General features: G+C 75.5%; 15 protein-coding genes. 8 read left to right on the top strand and 7 right to left on the bottom strand.

The window, feature by feature from the left end; translation table 11 throughout:
• Positions 1–22: 22 nt before the first annotated feature.
• The 5 genes from hutU (at position 23) to HL189_RS12175 (ending at position 6,773) form a co-directional block, all read left to right on the top strand.
• On the top strand, positions 23–1,681 hold the full coding sequence (gene hutU / locus HL189_RS12195; RefSeq protein WP_369133968.1) for a urocanate hydratase: 1,659 nt from the start codon (positions 23–25) through the stop codon (positions 1,679–1,681).
• Between the two features lie 40 nt (positions 1,682–1,721).
• Positions 1,722–3,047 carry a formimidoylglutamate deiminase gene (locus tag HL189_RS12190; RefSeq protein ID WP_369133967.1) on the top strand — a complete coding sequence of 442 codons (1,326 nt, stop codon included), beginning with the start codon at positions 1,722–1,724 and terminating at the stop codon, positions 3,045–3,047.
• Entirely contained in the window at positions 3,044–4,222 is a 1,179-nt protein-coding gene (gene hutI / locus HL189_RS12185; RefSeq protein WP_369133966.1) for an imidazolonepropionase, read from the top strand. Before HL189_RS12190 ends, hutI begins: the two co-directional genes overlap by 4 nt.
• A gap of 10 nt (positions 4,223–4,232) precedes the next feature.
• The gene (locus HL189_RS12180) at positions 4,233–5,702 is read left to right on the top strand and encodes an MDR family MFS transporter (protein ID WP_369133965.1); all 1,470 of its coding nucleotides are present in this window, start codon (positions 4,233–4,235) and stop codon (positions 5,700–5,702) included.
• A gap of 84 nt (positions 5,703–5,786) precedes the next feature.
• Positions 5,787–6,773: a rod shape-determining protein gene (locus tag HL189_RS12175; RefSeq protein ID WP_369133964.1), complete on the top strand. Its 987-nt coding sequence runs from the start codon at positions 5,787–5,789 to the stop codon at positions 6,771–6,773.
• 3 nt (positions 6,774–6,776) lie between these two features.
• On the opposite strand, the gene HL189_RS12170 is transcribed toward HL189_RS12175, so the two are convergent.
• Positions 6,777–9,728, bottom strand: coding sequence for an FtsW/RodA/SpoVE family cell cycle protein (locus HL189_RS12170; RefSeq protein WP_369133963.1), 2,952 nt, complete (start codon positions 9,726–9,728; stop codon positions 6,777–6,779).
• 23 nt (positions 9,729–9,751) lie between these two features.
• Positions 9,752–10,978 carry a hypothetical protein gene (locus HL189_RS12165; RefSeq protein WP_369133962.1) on the bottom strand — a complete coding sequence of 409 codons (1,227 nt, stop codon included), beginning with the start codon at positions 10,976–10,978 and terminating at the stop codon, positions 9,752–9,754.
• A gap of 180 nt (positions 10,979–11,158) precedes the next feature.
• On the opposite strand from HL189_RS12165, the gene HL189_RS12160 reads away from it, so the two are divergent.
• Positions 11,159–12,007, top strand: coding sequence for a tryptophan 2,3-dioxygenase (locus tag HL189_RS12160; protein ID WP_369133961.1), 849 nt, complete (start codon positions 11,159–11,161; stop codon positions 12,005–12,007).
• A gap of 18 nt (positions 12,008–12,025) precedes the next feature.
• On the opposite strand, the gene HL189_RS12155 is transcribed toward HL189_RS12160, so the two are convergent.
• From HL189_RS12155 to HL189_RS12135, 5 genes are all read right to left on the bottom strand, one after another.
• A complete protein-coding gene (locus tag HL189_RS12155; protein ID WP_369133960.1) occupies positions 12,026–12,973 on the bottom strand; it encodes a carbohydrate ABC transporter permease in 948 nt (315 codons plus the stop codon).
• Positions 12,973–13,926, bottom strand: coding sequence for a carbohydrate ABC transporter permease (locus HL189_RS12150; protein WP_369133959.1), 954 nt, complete (start codon positions 13,924–13,926; stop codon positions 12,973–12,975). Before HL189_RS12150 ends, HL189_RS12155 begins: the two co-directional genes overlap by 1 nt.
• An 11-nt stretch (positions 13,927–13,937) precedes the next feature.
• Positions 13,938–15,311 (bottom strand): ABC transporter substrate-binding protein, encoded by a 1,374-nt coding sequence (locus HL189_RS12145; RefSeq protein WP_369133958.1) that lies wholly within the window; start codon positions 15,309–15,311, stop codon positions 13,938–13,940.
• Positions 15,312–15,426: 115 nt separating this feature from the next.
• Positions 15,427–16,134, bottom strand: coding sequence for a GDSL-type esterase/lipase family protein (locus tag HL189_RS12140; RefSeq protein ID WP_369133957.1), 708 nt, complete (start codon positions 16,132–16,134; stop codon positions 15,427–15,429).
• Between the two features lie 36 nt (positions 16,135–16,170).
• Complete coding sequence (locus HL189_RS12135; protein WP_369133956.1) at positions 16,171–16,803, bottom strand: CPBP family intramembrane glutamic endopeptidase; 633 nt, start codon at positions 16,801–16,803, stop codon at positions 16,171–16,173.
• Between the two features lie 86 nt (positions 16,804–16,889).
• Between HL189_RS12135 and HL189_RS12130 the strand changes: the two genes are divergently transcribed.
• Together HL189_RS12130 and HL189_RS12125 are read left to right on the top strand one after the other, a co-directional pair.
• Positions 16,890–17,276: a hypothetical protein gene (locus HL189_RS12130; RefSeq protein ID WP_369133955.1), complete on the top strand. Its 387-nt coding sequence runs from the start codon at positions 16,890–16,892 to the stop codon at positions 17,274–17,276.
• Positions 17,273–17,470, top strand: coding sequence for a DUF6186 family protein (locus HL189_RS12125; RefSeq protein ID WP_369133954.1), 198 nt, complete (start codon positions 17,273–17,275; stop codon positions 17,468–17,470). The genes HL189_RS12130 and HL189_RS12125 overlap by 4 nt, the downstream gene beginning before the upstream one ends.
• Positions 17,471–17,508: the final 38 nt, after the last annotated feature.

Raw genomic sequence — 17,508 nt, 5'->3', positions numbered from 1 at the left:
ACCACCGCGAGAGGAGCGCCCCGTGGACGGAGCACGACCGGTCAGGTCCCCGCGCGGCACGACGCTGACCGCCCGGAGCTGGCAGACCGAGGCGCCGCTGCGCATGCTGCAGAACAACCTCGACCCCGAGGTCGCCGAGCGTCCCGACGACCTGGTCGTCTACGGCGGCACCGGCCGCGCGGCCCGGGACTGGCGCAGCTTCGACGCGATGGTCCGCACCCTGACCACGCTGGCCGACGACGAGACCATGCTCGTGCAGTCCGGCCGGCCGGTCGGCGTGCTGCGCACCTCCGAGTGGGCTCCCCGGGTGCTGATCGCCAACTCCAACCTGGTCGGCGACTGGGCCACCTGGCCGGAGTTCCGCCGCCTGGAGCACCTGGGCCTGACCATGTACGGCCAGATGACCGCGGGGTCGTGGATCTACATCGGCACCCAGGGGATCCTGCAGGGCACTTACGAGACGTTCGCCGCGGTGGCGGCCAAGCGGTTCGGCGGGACCCTCGCCGGCACCCTGACGCTGACCGGCGGCTGCGGCGGCATGGGCGGGGCGCAGCCGCTGGCGGTGACGCTCAACGGCGGCGTCTGCCTGGTGGTCGACGTCGACGAGGCCCGGCTGCGCCGGCGTGTGGAGCACCGGTACCTCGACGAGGTGGCCGACGACCTGGACGAGGCGGTGGAGCGGTGCAGCGTCGCGCGGCGCGACCGCCGGCCGCTGAGCGTCGGGCTCGTCGGCAACGCCGCCACGGTGTTCCCCGAGGTGCTGCGCCGGGGCGTGGAGGTCGACGTCGTCACCGACCAGACCTCGGCGCACGACCCGCTGAGCTACCTGCCCGAGGGCGTGGACGTCGGCGACTGGCACGACTACGCGGAGGCGAAGCCCGAGGAGTTCACCGAGCGGGCCCGCGCCTCGATGGCCCGGCACGTCGAGGCCATGGTCGGCTTCCTCGACGCCGGCGCGGAGGTGTTCGACTACGGCAACTCCATCCGCGACGAGGCGCGGCAGGGCGGCTTCGACCGGGCCTTCGCGTTCCCCGGCTTCGTGCCCGCCTACATCCGCCCGCTGTTCTGCGCGGGCAAGGGACCTTTCCGCTGGGTCGCGCTCTCCGGCGACCCCGCCGACATCGCCGCCACCGACCGCGCCGTGCTCGACCTGTTCCCGGACGACGACCACCTGCAGCGCTGGATCCGCGCGGCGCAGGAGAAGGTCGCGTTCCAGGGGCTGCCGGCCCGCATCTGCTGGTTGGGCCACGGCGAGCGCGACGTCGCGGGCCTTCGCTTCAACGAGATGGTCGCCGCCGGGGAGCTCGGCGCACCCGTCGTCATCGGCCGCGACCACCTCGACTCCGGATCGGTGGCCTCGCCGTACCGGGAGACCGAGGGGATGGCCGACGGTTCCGACGCGATCGCCGACTGGCCGCTGCTCAACGCGCTGGTCGCCACCGCCTCCGGGGCCAGCTGGGTGTCGATCCACCACGGCGGCGGCGTGGGCATCGGCCGCTCGCTGCACGCGGGCCAGGTGTGCGTCGCCGACGGCACGCCGCTGGCCGCGCAGAAGCTCGAACGGGTGCTGCGCAACGACCCCGCGACCGGCGTGATCCGTCACGTGGACGCCGGCTACGACCTAGCCGCGCAGGTCGCCGAGCAGCACGGGGTGCGCATCCCGATGTCCGAGCTCCCATGAGCGGCCGAAGTCGCGACTCCGGCCGGTCACGGGGGCCGGCGTGACCGGCTGGTGGTGCGAGACCGCGGTGCTCCCGGAGGGCCCGGTGGCCGGCGTCCGGATCAGCGTGGACGGCGGCCGGATCACCGCCGTCGACCGCGACCCCTGCCCCGCGGCGGGCAAGCCCCGGCTGGACGGCGTGGTCCTGCCGGGGTTCGCGAACGCCCACTCGCACGCGTTCCACCGGGCCCTGCGCGGTCGCTCCGCCGACGACGGCGGCACCTTCTGGACGTGGCGGCAGCGGATGTACGAGCTGGCCGGGCGGCTCGACCCCGACACGTTCCTCGCGCTGGCCCGGGCCGTGTACGCGGAGATGGCGCTGGCCGGCACCACCTGCGTCGGCGAGTTCCACTACCTGCACCACCCGCCCGGCGGTGGCCGGTACGCGGACCCGAACGCCATGTCCGTGGCCCTGGTGTCCGCGGCGGCCGACGCCGGCGTGCGGCTGACGCTGCTGGACGCCTGCTACCTCGCCGGCGGCCTCGAGCCCACCGGGCACCTGCCGCTGGACCCCGTGCAGGTCCGCTTCTCCGACGGCGACGCCGACGCGTGGGCCGCCCGGGTCGCCGCGTTGCCCGAGCGGCCCGGCCTGCGGGTGGGGGCCGCGGTGCACTCGGTCCGGGCCGTGCCCGCCGACCAGCTCCCCGTGGTGGTGGCCGCGGCGGCGGGCCGGCCGCTGCACGTGCACGTGTCCGAGCAGCCGGCCGAGAACGAGGCCTGCCGAGCGCACTCCGGCACCACCCCGACCCTGCTGCTGCGGGAGCACGGCGTCCTGGGACCGGCCACCACCGCCGTCCACGCCACCCACCTCACCGACGACGACGTGACCGCGCTGGGCGCGACCGGCACCACCGTCTGCGCGTGCCCGAGCACCGAGGCGGACCTGGCCGACGGGATCGGCCCGTTCCGCCGGCTCCGCGACGCCGGCTCACCGCTCTGCCTGGGCACCGACCAGCACGTCACCACCGACCTGCTCAGCGAGGCCCGGCTGCTCGAGGCGCACCAGCGCCTGGCCACCGGCCGACGCGGGCGGTTCCGGCCGGCCCAGCTGCTCGACGCGCTCACCGTCGGCGGGCACCGGGCGCTGGGCTGGCCGGACGCGGGCCGGATCGCCCCGGGGATGCGCGCGGACCTGGTCGCCGTCCGGCCGGCCACCCCGGCCACCGCCGGCGCGACGCCGGGCTCGGTGGTGCTGGTCGCGGGAGCGGCGGACGTGTCGACGGTGATCGTGGACGGCCGGGTGGTGGTGGACGACGGGCGGCACGTGCTCGGCGACGTCGGCCGGCTGCTCACCGCGGCGATCGAGCCCCTCTGGGCCGACGCATGAGCACCCTGGTCACCGGCATCGCCGAGCTGGTCACCAACGACCCCGACCGCGGCGCCGGGCCGCTGCGCACCATCGCCGACGCCGCCCTGGTGGTGGACGACGGCGTGGTCGCCTGGACCGGGTCGCGCGGCGCGGCCCCGGACGCCGACGCCCGGATCGACGTCGGCGGACGCGCCGTCGTCCCCGGCTTCGTGGACAGCCACGCGCACCTCGTGTTCGCCGGTGACCGGGCGGCGGAGTTCGAGGCCCGCATGACCGGAGCGGCCTACGACGGCGGCGGCATCGCCGCGACCGTCGCGGCCACCCGGGCGGCGTCCGACGAGCAGCTCAGAGCCGCGCTCGCCGCGCTGGTGGCCGAGATGAGGGCCCAGGGCACCACCACGGTCGAGGTCAAGAGCGGCTACGGGCTCACCGTCGCCGACGAGGTCCGCTGCCTGCGCCTGGCCGGTGAGGTCACGCCGGAGACGACGTTCCTCGGCGCGCACGTCGTCCCACCCGGCGCCGACCGGGCGGACTACCTCGCCCTGGTGACCGGCCCCATGCTGGCGGCCTGCGCCCCGTACGCCCGGTGGATCGACGTGTTCTGCGAGCCCGGCTCCCCGCACGCCTTCGACGGCGACGAGGCACGGGCCGTGCTGGAGGCGGGCCGGGCCGCGGGGCTGGGCCTGCGCGTGCACGCCAACCAGCTCACCGCGGGCCCGGGCGTGCGGCTGGCGGTGGAGCTCGGTGCCGCCAGCGCGGACCACTGCACGCACCTCACCGGGGCGGACGTCGACGCGCTCGCCGGCGGGAGCACGGTCGCGACGCTGCTGCCCGGGGTGGAGTTCTCGACCCGGTCCCCCTATCCGGACGCCCGCCGGCTGCTCGCGGCCGGGGTCCCGGTCGCACTGGCCACGGACTGCAACCCCGGCTCGTGCTTCACCTCGTCCATGGCGTTCTGCGTGGCCCTCGCCGTCCGGGAGATGCACATGACGCCGGCCGAGGCGGTGGAGGCGGCGACTGCCGGCGGCGCCGCGGCGCTGCGCCGCACCGACGTCGGCCACCTGCGGCCGGGGGCGCGGGCGGACCTCGCCGTGATCGACGCGCCGTCGTACCGGCACCTCGCCTACCGCCCCGGGGTGCCGCTCGTGCGGACGCTGGACCTCGACCCGGTGGTGATCTCGAAGCGCAACTAACCTCGGGGCGGTGAGCGGGGAGCGGGTCGCGGCGTCGTCGGGTGTGGGGTTCCGGTCCGAGCGTGGACCGGTCCTCATCGGGGTGATGCTGTCCACGGCCCTGGTGGCCATCGACGCGACCGTCATCGCCACCGCCGTCCCGTCCATCGTGGCCAGCATCGGTGGCTTCGCCGAGTTCCCGTGGCTGTTCTCGGTCTACCTGCTGGCGCAGGCGGTGACCGTGCCCGTCTACGGCAAGCTCGCCGACGTCTTCGGCCGCAAGCCGGTGATGCTCTTCGGCATCGGGCTGTTCCTCGTCGGCTCCATCCTCTGCGGCCTCGCCTGGGACATGGGCGCGCTCATCGCCTTCCGTGCGGTGCAGGGCCTCGGCGCCGGCGCGGTGCAGCCGATGTCGATGACGATCGTCGGCGACCTGTACTCGCTGCAGGAGCGGGCGAAGGTGCAGGGCTACATCGCCAGCGTCTGGGGGATCTCCTCGGTCGTGGGGCCGACGCTGGGCGGGGTCCTCGCCGAGTACGTCAGCTGGCGGTGGATCTTCCTGGTCAACATCCCGCTCTGCCTGATCGCCGCCGCCATGATCGGTCTGCGGTTCGCCGAGGACGTCGACCGGCGCCGGCCGCGGATCGACTACGCCGGGGCCGGGGTGCTCACCGTCGCGCTGACGTTGCTCGTCCTCGGCCTGCTGGAGGGTGGCCAGGCCTGGGCCTGGGGGTCGCCGCAGGGCACCGGCATCCTCGCCGCGGGGGCGGTCCTGCTCGGGGTGTTCGTCGCGATCGAGCGCCGGGCGGCCGATCCCGTCGTCCCGCTGCGGCTGCTCCGGCGGCGGCTGCTCGTGGCGACCAACCTGGTCTCCGCCTGCGTGGGCGCCGCCCTGCTGGGCCTCACCTCCTACGTGCCCACCTACGTGCAGGAGGTGCTGGGCACCGGCCCCCTGGTCGCCGGGTTCGCGCTGGCCGCCCTCACGCTGGGCTGGCCGATCTCGGCGTCCCAGGCCGGCCGGGTGTACCTGCGGATCGGCATCCGGTCCACCGCGCTGATCGGCGCCACCGTCGTCGTCCTCGGCGCGGCCCTGCTGCTCCTGCTCGACGAGTCCTCGAGCGTGTACCTGGTCGGCGGGACGTCGTTCGTGATCGGCCTGGGCATGGGCTTCACCGCCGCGCCGACCCTGATCGCCGCGCAGTCGGCGGTCCGGTGGCAGGAGCGGGGGGTGGTCACCGGCCTCAACATGTTCTCCCGCTCGACCGGCAGCGCCGTGGGGATCGCCGTGTTCGGCGCGATCGTCAACGCGAGCCTCGGCACGGCCGGGGCGGAGAGCGACCGGGTGACGCCGGAGGCGCTCACCGCCGCGGTGCACCAGGTGTTCGTGGGGACCGTGGTCCTCGCCGCCGCGATGCTGGCCGCGGTGTTCCTCATGCCTCGCGACCGCAGCCGGGCCGGGACGCCGGCACCGGCGTCCGCCGACGAGGTGGCCACCGGCTGACCGGCGGACCGCGCGGACGGATCTGGACCGGAGCTGGGCCCGGCCCCAGACTGGTCCGGCCGCCGCCGGTCAGGAGGCCCACGGGTGGAACTCGGCATCGATCTGGGCACCGCCAACACCGTCGTCAGCGACGTCCGCCGCGGCATCGTGTTCGACGAACCGACCGTCATGCTGCTGCGCCGCGGCGGCTCCCGCCGGGATCGGGTCCTCGCCGTCGGGCAGGAGGCCGCCGACCTGCTCGGGCGCACCCCGTCCAGGTTCGTCGCGGTCCGGCCGCTGCAGGACGGCGTGGTCACCGATCTGGAGACCGCCCGGGTGTACCTCCGCTCGGTCCTGCGCAAGGCCGGACGCCGGGTGTGGGCCCCCGTCCGCGCCGTGATCGGGGTCCCGGTCGGCTCGACCGCGCTGGAGCACCGCGCGCTGCTCGAGGCCGCGGACGAGGCGGGCCTCCGCCCGGTGACGACGCTGGACGAGGCGGTCGCGGGCGCGGTCGGCTGCGGCCTCGACCCGCTGGAGCGCCGCGTGCACATGGTGGTCGACGTCGGAGGTGGCACGGCGGAGGCGGTGGCGTTCTGCTACGGCGGGGTCCTCGCCTCCCGGACCAGCAAGCTGGGCGGGGACGAGATGACCGTGGCCGTCGCGAGGTACCTCCGCGAGCAGCACCAGCTGTTCGTCGGCGAGCACGAGGCGGAGAGCCTCAAGATCCGCTCCGGTTCGGACGGCAGCGGCCCGCTGGTCCTGCAGGGCCGTGACGCCGCCACCGGCCGGCCACGGCTGGCGACGGTGCAGGCCGCCGAGGTGGCCGACGCCGTGCGGCCGATCGTCGACGAGATCGTCCGGACGCTCTCCGCGTCCCTGGACGACCTCCCTCCGCAGGCCATCGCCGACGTCATGGCGGAGGGCGTGCTGGTGTTCGGCGGGTCCTCGCTGGTCAGCGGCTTCCCGCAGGAGCTGGAACGGACCCTCGGCCTGCCGGTCAAGCTCGCCGAGCAGCCCCTGACGTGCGTGGCCGAGGGGGCCGCCCGGGCGCTGCGCAACCGCCCGCTGCTCGCCGCCTACGGCCGCGGCTGACCCTCAGGGCGTCTGCAGCGGGCCGGTGCCGACGACGTCCGGCTGGTGCTCCAGGTAGTGCCGCAGGCCGTCGGCCACCACGTTCCGCGCGTTGTTCCCGCCGGTCCCCGGCCCCTGCACCATCGCGGTCATCACGATCTCGGGGGCGTCCACCGGGGCCACGGCCGACATCCAGTTGTCGTACTGCCCCTCGGGGAGGCCGCCGTCCTGCGCCGTACCCGTCTTGCCGCCGACCGGCACGGGCAGGTCGGCGAGCCGGACCGCGGTGCCGGCCGTCACGGCCGCGCGCATCCCCTCGCGGACCGGCCCCAGCTCGGCGGCGAACGGCAGCGGCGTCGCGGCCGGCGCGGGGAGCGCGGTGTACGCGTCCGGGCCGGTCCCGATCGCCAGGCCGAGCCGCGGGGTGACCAGCTCCCCGGTGGCGACGGCGGCCGTCCACCGGGCGTTCTGCAGCGGGGTGACCTGCAGGTCGCCCTGGCCGATGCCGAGGATGACGGTGGACCCGCCGTACCAGGCGCCACCCTCGGCCCGGGCGGAGTCCGGTGTGCCCAGGTGGCCGGCGGACTCGGCGGGCAGGTCGATGCCGGTGGGCTGACCCACGCCGAGCGCCCGCGCGGTGTCGATCATCGCGTCGGCCCCCAGGGCGACGGCGAGCTTGTAGAAGTAGACGTCGTTGGAGATCGCGATCGACTCCACCATGTCCATCGGCCCCATCGGCTTCCAGTTGCCGAACGTGTGGCCGCCGTAGGTGAAGTCCGCCCCGGTGGGGATGGCCCGGTGGGGCGCGAAGACCCGGTGGGCCTGGTTGGCCGCGGCCACGACGAGCTTGAACGTCGACCCGGGGGGCGCGACCGCCTGGGTCACGTGCTCGAGCATCGGCGACCCCGGCGCCTCGGCCACGGCCTGCAGCGCTCCGGCGTCGACCGGCGGTCCGTAGAGGTTGTTGTCGAACGAGGGGTGGCTCGCGATGGCGAGGACCTGCCCCGATCTCGGGTCCATGGCGACGGCGGCGCCGATCCGGCCGGCCGGCCGGGGCTGCGCGCGCACGGCCGCGGCGAGGCTGGCGTCCAGCCGCTGCTGCAGCCCCAGGTCGAGCGTGAGCCGCAGGTCGGCGCCGCGCACGGGGTCCACCCGCTCGCCGAGGGCGACCGGCACGCCGCGCGGGTCGACGTACAGGCACTGCCGCCCGTTGATCCCCCGCAGCGCCGCGTCGTACTGCCGTTCGAGGCCGGCGCGGCCGACGACCTCGCCGGAGGGCAGGTCGGGCCAGCGTTCCTCGTCCTCGGGCGTGGCGATCCCCACGAACCCGAGCACCGGCCCGAGCAGCGCCCCCTGCGGATAGGCACGACGCGGCTCCGGCACCACGAACACCCCGGTGATCCCGGCCGCGACGACCGCGTCGCTGATGACGCGGGGCACCTCGGCCACCGGCAGCGACAGCACCGGGCCCTCCGCCGCGGCGATCGCGGCGTGCAGCTCCTCGCGCGGCCGACCGGTCAGATCGGCGAGCCGGTCGATGCCGGCGGGCCGGGCGCGCAGCAGCGCGGGCACCACGAGCACCCGGTCCACGCCGGTGCCGACGTCCGCGGCGTTCACGGCGAGGGGCGCGTCGTGCCGGTCGGTGATCGCGCCGCGGGGTGCGGGCAGCCGGAAGCAGCGGGTCATCTGCTCCTGCCCCACGACCTGCAGGGCCTCCCCCTGGGTGGTCTGCAGCCGCCATCCGTAGACCCCGAACGAGATCAGCAGCACCGAGATCGCGAGCGCGGCCGACCGGACCAGCCGCGGCCGCGGGTTGCGCCGACCCGGCGACGCCCACAACCGCCGCTTGGCGCCGTCCCGGCGGACGGCCAGCACGACCCCGATCGCGGCCAGGTGCACGACCAGTGCCGTGCCGCCGTAGCTGAGCAGGGGGAACGGGACGCCGGCCAGGGGGAGCAGCCCGAGGTTGGCCCCCACCGACACCACGGTCTCGGTCCCCAGGAGGACCGCCAGCCCCCCGCCGACGAGGGCGCCGTGCGGCGTGCGCGACGCCCGGCCGGCGAGCGCGAGCCGCCACACGAGGACGATCGCGGCGAGCACCACCCCGGCGCCGGCGACCAGGCCCCACTGCCCGACCAGGCTGGCCAGGGCCAGGTCCGTCTCCCGCTCGGGCAGGTACTGCGCGCGCAGGACCCGGAGCGGGTCGTCGGTCCGCCCGAACAGCCCACCGGAGCCCACCGCGATGTGCGCCTGCCGCACGGCCCAGCCCGAGCCGGTCGGGGACTCGGAGGCACCCACCAGGAAGCTGCCCAGGCGGGTGAGCTGGTAGGGGCGCAGGAGGCCGATCAGCAGCGGCGCGGTGACCGCCGCGGCGGCGGCCAGGGGCAGCAGGAACCGCGCGGGCACCCGGCCGAGGACCAGCATGGTCCCGGCCAGGACGACGAGCAGCATCGTGGTGCTGAGGTCCGGCTGGAGCAGGGTGAGGCCGATCGGCACGACCGCGAGCAGCACGGCCGCGGTGAAGCGCTGCCACGCCGGCCGGGCCGAGCCGAGGACGGCGGCGAGGGCCAGCAGCAGCCCCAGCTTGGCGAGCTCGGAGGGCTGGAAGGTCAGGGAGCCGATCGCGATCCACCGGGTGGCGCCGTTCGCGGACAGGCCGACGGTGAGGACGCCGACGAGCAGCACGACGGCCGCTCCGTAGGCGCCCCAGCCGAGGGCGCCGAGATACCGGACCCGGACCCGCCAGAAGACCGCGAGGCCGAGCAGCCCGCCGGCGGCGATCGCGCCCTGCCGCGTGGCGAGCTCGACGGCGCCGACCAGGTACAGGTTCGCCAGTCCCAGCGCGACCAGCGCCAGCGCGGCGACGACGGCGAGCAGGTCGAACGCGGCGCTGCGCCGGTTCCTGCGCTGTTGCCGGGTCCGTCGGGAGCTCCTGCGCGCATCCGTCGGCGACGCGGCCGGTCCGGCGATCGGCATGTCCTCCTCCGCCTCGGTCCGGTTCACCCCGCCTGTCGGTCGGACAGGCACGAGCCGATGAGCACCGGGGCGGACGCCGCGGCCGCCGGGAGGTCGGTGACCGCGAGCACCGCCAGGCCCGGCGCCGCCGGGAGCGGCACGCTGCCGACGGCCACGGCCCGCTCGCCCTGGGGCGGCACGGTGACCGTGCCGCCCGGCGCGGTCTCCGCGGCGCCCGTGCAGCGGTCCACGACCCGGTAGGACCAGGTCACCACCTGCGGCTCGGCTGCCGGGACGAGCCGCACCAGGAGGCGCACGGTGCACGGCGCGCCCGGCGCGCACGCCGCCAGCGGACGCAGGTCGACCGCGGCCACGTTCCCGGCCGCCGCGGGCGCGGGGGCCGGGACGGGCAGGCCGTCGGGCTCCGGCGCCGCGGACGGCGTCGTCCCCCCGCGCCCGGCGTCCAGGAGCAGGTCGATGTCGGTGCTGATGTCGTCCCGCAGCAGGGCCACCTCGAGCGCGACGACCGCGGCGAGGGCCAGGACCGACAGCAGCCAGGCGCCGGCCCGCCGCCCCGCGCTCTTCGCCCCGCCGGCGGGGGACCCCGCCCCGGCGCCACGGGCCGCAGCCCCGGCGGCCCGGGCCGCGGGGCGCGGGCTCCCGGCCGGTGCGCTGCCGGCCACCCGGGCCGCGCCCTCACCGACCGCCCGCACCAGCGCGGCGAGCTCGGCGCGGACGGCCCCGCGGTCGATGCCCGCGGCCGCTGCGCGCAGCGTCCGCGCGACTGCCGGGACGCCGGCGACCGGCAGCGCCGTCCTCGCCCGGTCCAGCTCGTCGAGCAGCTGTTCGGCCCGGAGGTCCGGGCGGCGACCGCGGAGCCGGGCGGCACCGGCGATGTCGGCGAGGAGCGGAGCCAGCGCCAGTGGTCTGCCTGCGGGGCTGCCTCCCGCTGCGGGGACGAGCCGCACCCGCCCGTCGGCGCCGACGACGACCCGGCCGCTCGCCACCGGATCGCTGCCGGGGGCCGCGGTGTCCGGCTCCGGTCGGCCCGCCAGGTCCGCCAGGTCCGCCAGCAGGCTCGCGGTGAGCTCGAGGGCCTGCTGGGGAGTGAGCCGGGCCAGGCCGACCAGCCGGGTCAGCTCCACGCCGCCCGCGGCGACCGACGGCGGTCCGGCGGACGGCCGCTCGGCCCGGTCGGGAGGTCCGGGGAGGTCGGGTGCGGGACCGTGCTCGTCGCGGTCGGTCGCCCGTTCGGTCGTCAGGTCCGTCACCGGCCGCCACCCCCGCCCAACCGCCTCTGACTGGGCCGTGCCCCGCACGAAGCTGGACCCGATGCTGTACCGAGCCGATCCGGATGTCACCAGGTTCACGCGCGGCCGCACCGGACGACGGCGAGTCCACCGGCTCGGCGTCGCGGGATAGCGTGCGCGGGGAACGGGAGGAGCCGCGGCATGGCGATCGAGGACGGCGTCCGTCCCCTCGAGGACGGGGTGACCACGGACTTCAGCGCGAGGATGGACTACGCGGGCTACCTCGCGCTCGACACGCTGCTGTCGGCGCAACGCCCGATCAGCGACCACCACGACGAGCCGCTGTTCATCATCCAGCACCAGACCACCGAGCTGTGGCTGAAGCTCGCCCTGCACGAGTTGCGCGCCGTCCGCGCCTGCCTGGACGCCGACGACGTCGCCCGGGCGCGCAAGGGGCTGGCCCGGGTCAAGCACGTGTTCCGCACCATCACCGACCAGTGGTCGGTGATGGCCACCCTCACGCCGAGCGAGTACGCCGAGTTCCGCGGCGTCCTGGGCACCTCGTCGGGGTTCCAGTCCCACCAGTACCGCGCCGTCGAGTTCATCCTCGGCAACAAAAACGAGCGCATGCTCCCGGTCTTCGCGTCCCGGCCGGAGGCCCACCACGTGCTGGCCGGGATGCTGGACTCGCCGACGGTCTACGACGCGTTCCTGCACTTCCTGGCCCGCCGGGGGCACCCGGTCCCGCGGCACGTCCTGGACCGCGACGTGCGGAGGGCCTGGACGGAGGACGCGTCCTTGCTCCCGGTGTACAAGGCGATCTACGAGGACACCGCGGGCAACTGGGCCGAGTACGCCACCTGCGAGGACCTCGTCGACCTCGAGGACGCGGTCCAGCTCTGGCGGTTCCGGCACCTGCGCACGGTGCAGCGGACCATCGGCTTCAAGACCGGCACCGGCGGCAGCTCGGGGGTGGACTTCCTCAAGCGGGCGCTGGACCTGACCTTCTTCCCGGAGCTCTACTCGGTCCGCACGCTGGTCGGGGCCTGACCCCGGGCACCCGGCCGCTCAGCCCTTCTCCGCCCCGGCGGTCAGGCCACCGGTGAGCAGGCGCTCGCTGGCGAAGAACAGCACGACGATCGGCAGGGTCAGCACGACCGATCCCGCCATCAGCACGGTGGTGGGGATCTCGATGCTGCCCGCGAGCTGGGACAGGCCCAGCGAGACCGTCCAGCGGGGCCGGTTCTCCACGAGGAACAGCAGGGCGAACAGGAACTCGTTCCAGGCGATCATGAGCACGAACAGGGCGTTGGCCAGGATCGAGGGCATCGCCAGCGGCAGGGTGATCCGGAGCATGACCGTCGCGCGGCCGGCGCCGTCGACCGCCGCGGCCTCCTCGATGCTGGCCGGCACCGTCTGGAAGTAGTTGCGGAGCATGTAGATGGAGACCGCCACCGTCTGGGACACGTAGACCAGGACCAGCGCGGCCAGCGAGCCGCGCAGCCCGATCCGCGTGAAGAACACGAACAGCGGAACGGCGAGCAGGATGCTCGGGAACAGGTAGACCGACAGGAACAGCACGCTGACCTGGCGCCGTCCCGGGAACTGCAGCCGGGCGACGGCGTACGCGCCGGGGATCGCGAAGGCCAGCGTGACGGCGACGGTGCCCAGCGCGATCAGACCGCTGTTGCCCATGAAGCGCAGGAAACCCTGCCCGCCGGAACCGGTGGAGGCGAGCACGTTGCGGTACGTGCTGGTCGTGAGCTCCGAGACGGCCGGCCACACCCGCTCCGGTTCCTGCAGCAGCGAGCCGAGGTCACGGAAGGACAGCAGGACCATGTAGTAGAAGGGGAACAGGGTGAAGACCATCAGCCCGGCGATCACGACCCACCGCAGGACGCCGAGCACCCGCTCCTCGACGGTCGTGCGCGACCAACGCCGTCCCCGCCGGGTGCGCCCGGCCGGGGACTGCGGTGCGGCCGAGGAGTCGGCCGGGAGGGTCGCGACGCCGGCCATCAGCCCACCTCCTCCTTCGCCGCGAACCGGTAGTAGACGGTGACCAGGACCAGCAGCACCGAGGCGAGCACCAGCGCCTGCGCGGACGCGGCACCGATGTCGCCGCGGCTGACCAGGAAGTCGAACACCCGCACGCTGATCACCTCGGTGCCCGCCCCTCCCCCGGTGAGCAGGTAGATGTCGTCGAAGTTGTTGAACGTCCAGATGAAGCGCAGCAGCGCCAGCACGGCGATCGTCGGCAGCAGCTGGGGCAGCGTGATGTGCCGGAAGACCTGCGTCGGCGTCGCGCCGTCCATCCGCGCCGCCTCGTCCAGCGTGGCCGGGACGGCCTGCAGGCGGGCGGTCAGGAACAGGAAGGCGAACGGGAAGGAGCGCCACATCTCGAAGGCGATGACGGTCAGCAGCGCCGTCGGGACCGGGACGGTCAGCCCGAGGAGCGACACCTCGCTGGTGCGCTGGGACAGGAAGGCGATCGGTTCGTCCCAGCCGAGCAGGCCGGTGCCCAGCTGGTTGACGATGCCGAACTGGGGGTTGAGCATGACGCCCCAGACGAAGGTGGCCGCCACGACCGGCGCCACGTAGGGCAGCAGCAGCGATGCCCGCACCAGCGTCCGGCCGCGGAAGCCCTGGCGCAGTGCCAGCGCCGCGACCAGTCCCAGGCCGACGGCCGACGCCGTCCCGAGGACGGAGTAGACCAGCGTGGTCACCAGGGAGTCCCAGAAGCCGGCCGACGTGAACACCTGCGCGAAGTTGTCCAGGGTGTAGTCGCCCAGCAGCCCGGCCGAGCGCAGCCGGATGAGCCGGATGTCCTGGAAGGCCAGCGCGACGGTCCAGACGATCGGCAGCACCACCAGCGCCACCACGATGACGACGGTCGGGGAGATCAGCGCCAGTCCCGCGCGCGCCTCCCGCCGCCACAGGGCCCCGCGGCGCCGGCGGGGTGCGGTCGGCACCGGGCTCCCGGTCATTCGAGGGAGTCGGCGATCTCCTGGACCGCGGCGGCCGCCTGCTGCGCCGCCTCCGCCGGCTCCACCTCGCCCCCCGTCATGGCCGCGATCGCCTGCGGCACCGGCAGCTCACCGAGCGCGGCGCCGACCAGCGCCCCCTGTCCCTGGGTGATGCCCCACGGGGAGAAGGTGTCCGGGCTGGTGCGCAGGGCGTCGAGGACGTCCTGCGGGTAGAAGTCCGCGAGCGGCGCCTTGGTGTCCACCCCCGCCGGGAGGGTCGACCAGGCGTCGATGAACCGCGTCGGCTCGTCCGCCGTCCCCTGCCGGGTCGGCACCTTGCCCTCGGGGGCGAAGCCGATCCACTGCTCGTACCCGTCCTCCATCATGTAGGTGACGAACTCGGTCACGGCGTCGGTCTGGGAGTCGGCGGTGATCGCCCAGGAGACGACCTCGCCGAACTGCGCCCCGCCCTCGCCGTCCGGCCCGGCGACCGCCGTCACCACCCCGCTGTTCTTCGCGAGGAACGCGGGGTCGCCCGTGCACTCGGGGCAGGTCGGCAGCGCGTCGGCCCGCAGGCCCGCCATCTCGTCGAGGATGAACGACGACCACACGACCATGGCCGCCTGCCCGGCGAAGTAGGCGGCGCGTGTGGTGTCCACGTCCTGCGCGCCGGGCACCGAGTAGTCGGTGAGCAGCTCGTCGTAGAACTCGAAGGCGGCGACGCACTGGTCACTGCCCAGCGTCACCGTGCCGTCGTCGTCCACCAGCTGGCAGCCGTTGCCCAGGGCGAACTGCTCGAAGGTCTGCTGGGTGAACGCGTCGTTGGCCACGTTGGCACCGGTGAAGCCGGCGACCTCGGGGCTGTCCAGCGCCTGCGCCGCGGCCAGGATGGCGTCGTAGGTCTCCGGGGCGGCCAGTCCCGCGGCGGCGAAGAGGTCCGTGCGGTACAGCAGCAGCTGCGCCCATCCGTCGCTCGGCACGGCCAGCTGCCTGTCCCCGTCCCGGGTGAGCTCCAGGGACCGCTCGGAGAACGTGTCGGCGCCCAGGCTCTCGACGACGGAGGCAGCCGCGTCGGCATCGATCAGCTCGTTGGCCGCCAGTGCCTGGACGCCCGCCAGCGGCAGGGCGCCGACGACGTCGGGCAGCTCGCCGGCGGCGGCCGCCGAGGTGAGCAGCTGGTTGAACTGGTCCTCGTCGATGCCGACCAGCTCGACCTGGATGCCGCTGGCCTCGGTGAACGCAGCCGCGATCTCCTCCTGGGCGGCGATCCGGTCGGGCAGGTTCTCCAACGTCCACACGACCAGCGGGCCGCTCGCCTCGCCGCCGTCCCCACCGCCGGGCTCGTCCGATCCGCACGCGGCGAACAGTGCCGCTGCTGCGCCCGCTGCCACCGCTGCTCGGGCCCGTCTCGCCCTGGCGTGCATCGACGTCTCCCCCCGGGTTGCCACCGATCGCCGGACGGTAGCCGGTCGTGGTGTGACGTGGGCCACTTCCCGGTGCGGGGGATCACCCCGGGCCGACCGCCGCCCAGAACGCCTCCCGCACCCCGCCGGCTCCCCACGCGTTCGGCTCGATCAGGTTGCAGAACCACAGGTCCCGGTCCGCCGGCCGCGTCTCCCGCCGGGTCGGGTCGCCGGCGAGGAGCCCGTGGCCCTGGAAGCGCCGGGCGATCTCGGCCACGCCGGCGCCGTGCTCACGGGCCACCGCGCGGAGCCCGCCGTTGAGCTCCTCGATCACGGCCACGGCGTCCGGCCAGGGCGGCAGCCCCAGCCGGACGGCGTCGCCGGTGCCGTCACTCGGGTCGTACACGGTGCCGACGACGATCCGGCCGGAGGGGGCGAGGAGGCCGGCGATCTCCGGCAGCGCCCGCGCCAGGGCCGCCGTCACCCGGTCGATCACCCGCCGGGCGGCCGCGGTGTCCCCGTACGCGCCCAGCAGGTCGTTGCCGCCGATGGTGAGGGTGACGAGGGTGGGGTGCTCGCGGAGCGCCGCGAGCCGGGGCAGCTGGGCGTCCAGCAGGGTGCGGGTGGTCGCGCCGTCGGTGGCCAGCAGGGTGAACGCCGCGTCCGGGCACGCGCTGCGCAGGTCGCGTCCCCGCCACTCCGGGAAGTCGTCGTCGCGGTTGGCGAACAGCAGGGCGGCTCCGCCCCGGCCCGGGCCGCCCGCGTAGTCGTCGATGGAGATCGAGTCGCCGAGCGCCACGTGGTGGACCATCCGACCATGGTCCGCCGGACACCCGTCGGCGGCCGCTCAGCGCAGGCGGTGTGCCACCACGGCGGCACCGGTCCCCAGGGTGTTCGCGGCCAGGTGGAGCAGGGCGGGGGCGAGGAGGCTCCCGCTGCGCGCGCGGAGCCGGCCGAACAGCACGCCGGCGGCACCGGTGACCAGGCAGCCGAGCAGCACCCCGAGGGTCCGCTGGACCGGCCCGTCGCCGAGGTCGTTGGCCGCGAGCGCGTCCCGGGTCGGCCGGACGTGCCAGATCCCGAAGACGACGGCGGAGGTCGCCGTCGCCGCGCGGACCGAGCCGAGCCGGGCCAGCGCGGCCGGCAGCACGCCGCGGAACGCGACCTCTTCCCACAGCACCGTGCCGAGCGGGATGCGGACCAGCACCTGGTGGGCGACCGCCCTGGGACCCAGGCCGGCCACCCGGGCGTCGGCGAGCAGCGGGCGGAGCCCGGGGACGGTGAGGGCGACCGCGTAGCCGCCGGCGACCAGCCCGGCCCACACCCCGCCGCACCGGAACCCCGCGGGCAGCCGGTCCCCTGACAGGCCCAGGTCGGCCCAGGACAGCCCGCTCGACCGCGCCGCCGCCAGCAGCACGGCGGTGGCCGCCCCGTTCGCCGCGACGTAGGCCCCGGGCCGGGCGGGCAGTCGCGGGACCACGACGTTGTTCCAGGCGCAGAGGGCCGGGAGGAGCGGAGCAGCGAGGGCCAGTGCCCTCCGCCTGCCGGGTGGGCGAGCATGCACGGGTGGTCTCTGCCCGCCGCACGGGCCGGCTCACCGCGCCGGCCGTGGCCGTTCCCTGCGTCGCCGCCGTCGTGTGGTCCGGCGAGCTGTCCACCGGCGCGCTGCTGGCCGTCGGGGGCAGCGGCGTGCTGGTCGCGGCCGTGGGACTGGCCGGCCGGGCCGGTGAGACCGCGCCGCCGGTCGGCCGCCGCGGGCTGCCCTGGCTGGCCTGGCTGGCCGCCGCCGTGGCCTGGGAGCTCGTCAGCCTGATCGACGACGACCTGCCGACCCTCAGCGACCTTGCCGATCCGCTGCTGGCGCACCCCACCGCGCGGGGGGTGGCGACCGTGGGCTGGCTGCTGGCCGGCTGCTGGCTCATCGCCCGGCCGGGCCGTCCGGAGCGGAAGTGAGCGGCGGCGCGGTGGGCGTCCTCGCGCTGGTGGGGCTGCTGGCCGGTGCGGCGGCCCTCGAGCTGGCCGCACGCCGGAGCGAGGACCGGGCGACCGCCGGGCAGGCACTCGGCGCGGCCATGCGCACCGTCCCGGGGCGGGTGCTGGTGCTGGCGGCCTGGATCTGGCTCGGCGTGCATTTCCTCGCCCGCTGACCGGCAGGCGTGGCTCCGCGTCCCCGCGGGGTAGGGAC

The sequence above is a fragment of the Modestobacter sp. I12A-02662 genome, from assembly GCF_041028325.1.
In the GTDB taxonomy this organism is placed as follows: domain Bacteria; phylum Actinomycetota; class Actinomycetes; order Mycobacteriales; family Geodermatophilaceae; genus Modestobacter.
Note: the sequence above shows the minus strand (reverse complement) of the source record. Positions and strands in the feature narration are given on the sequence as shown.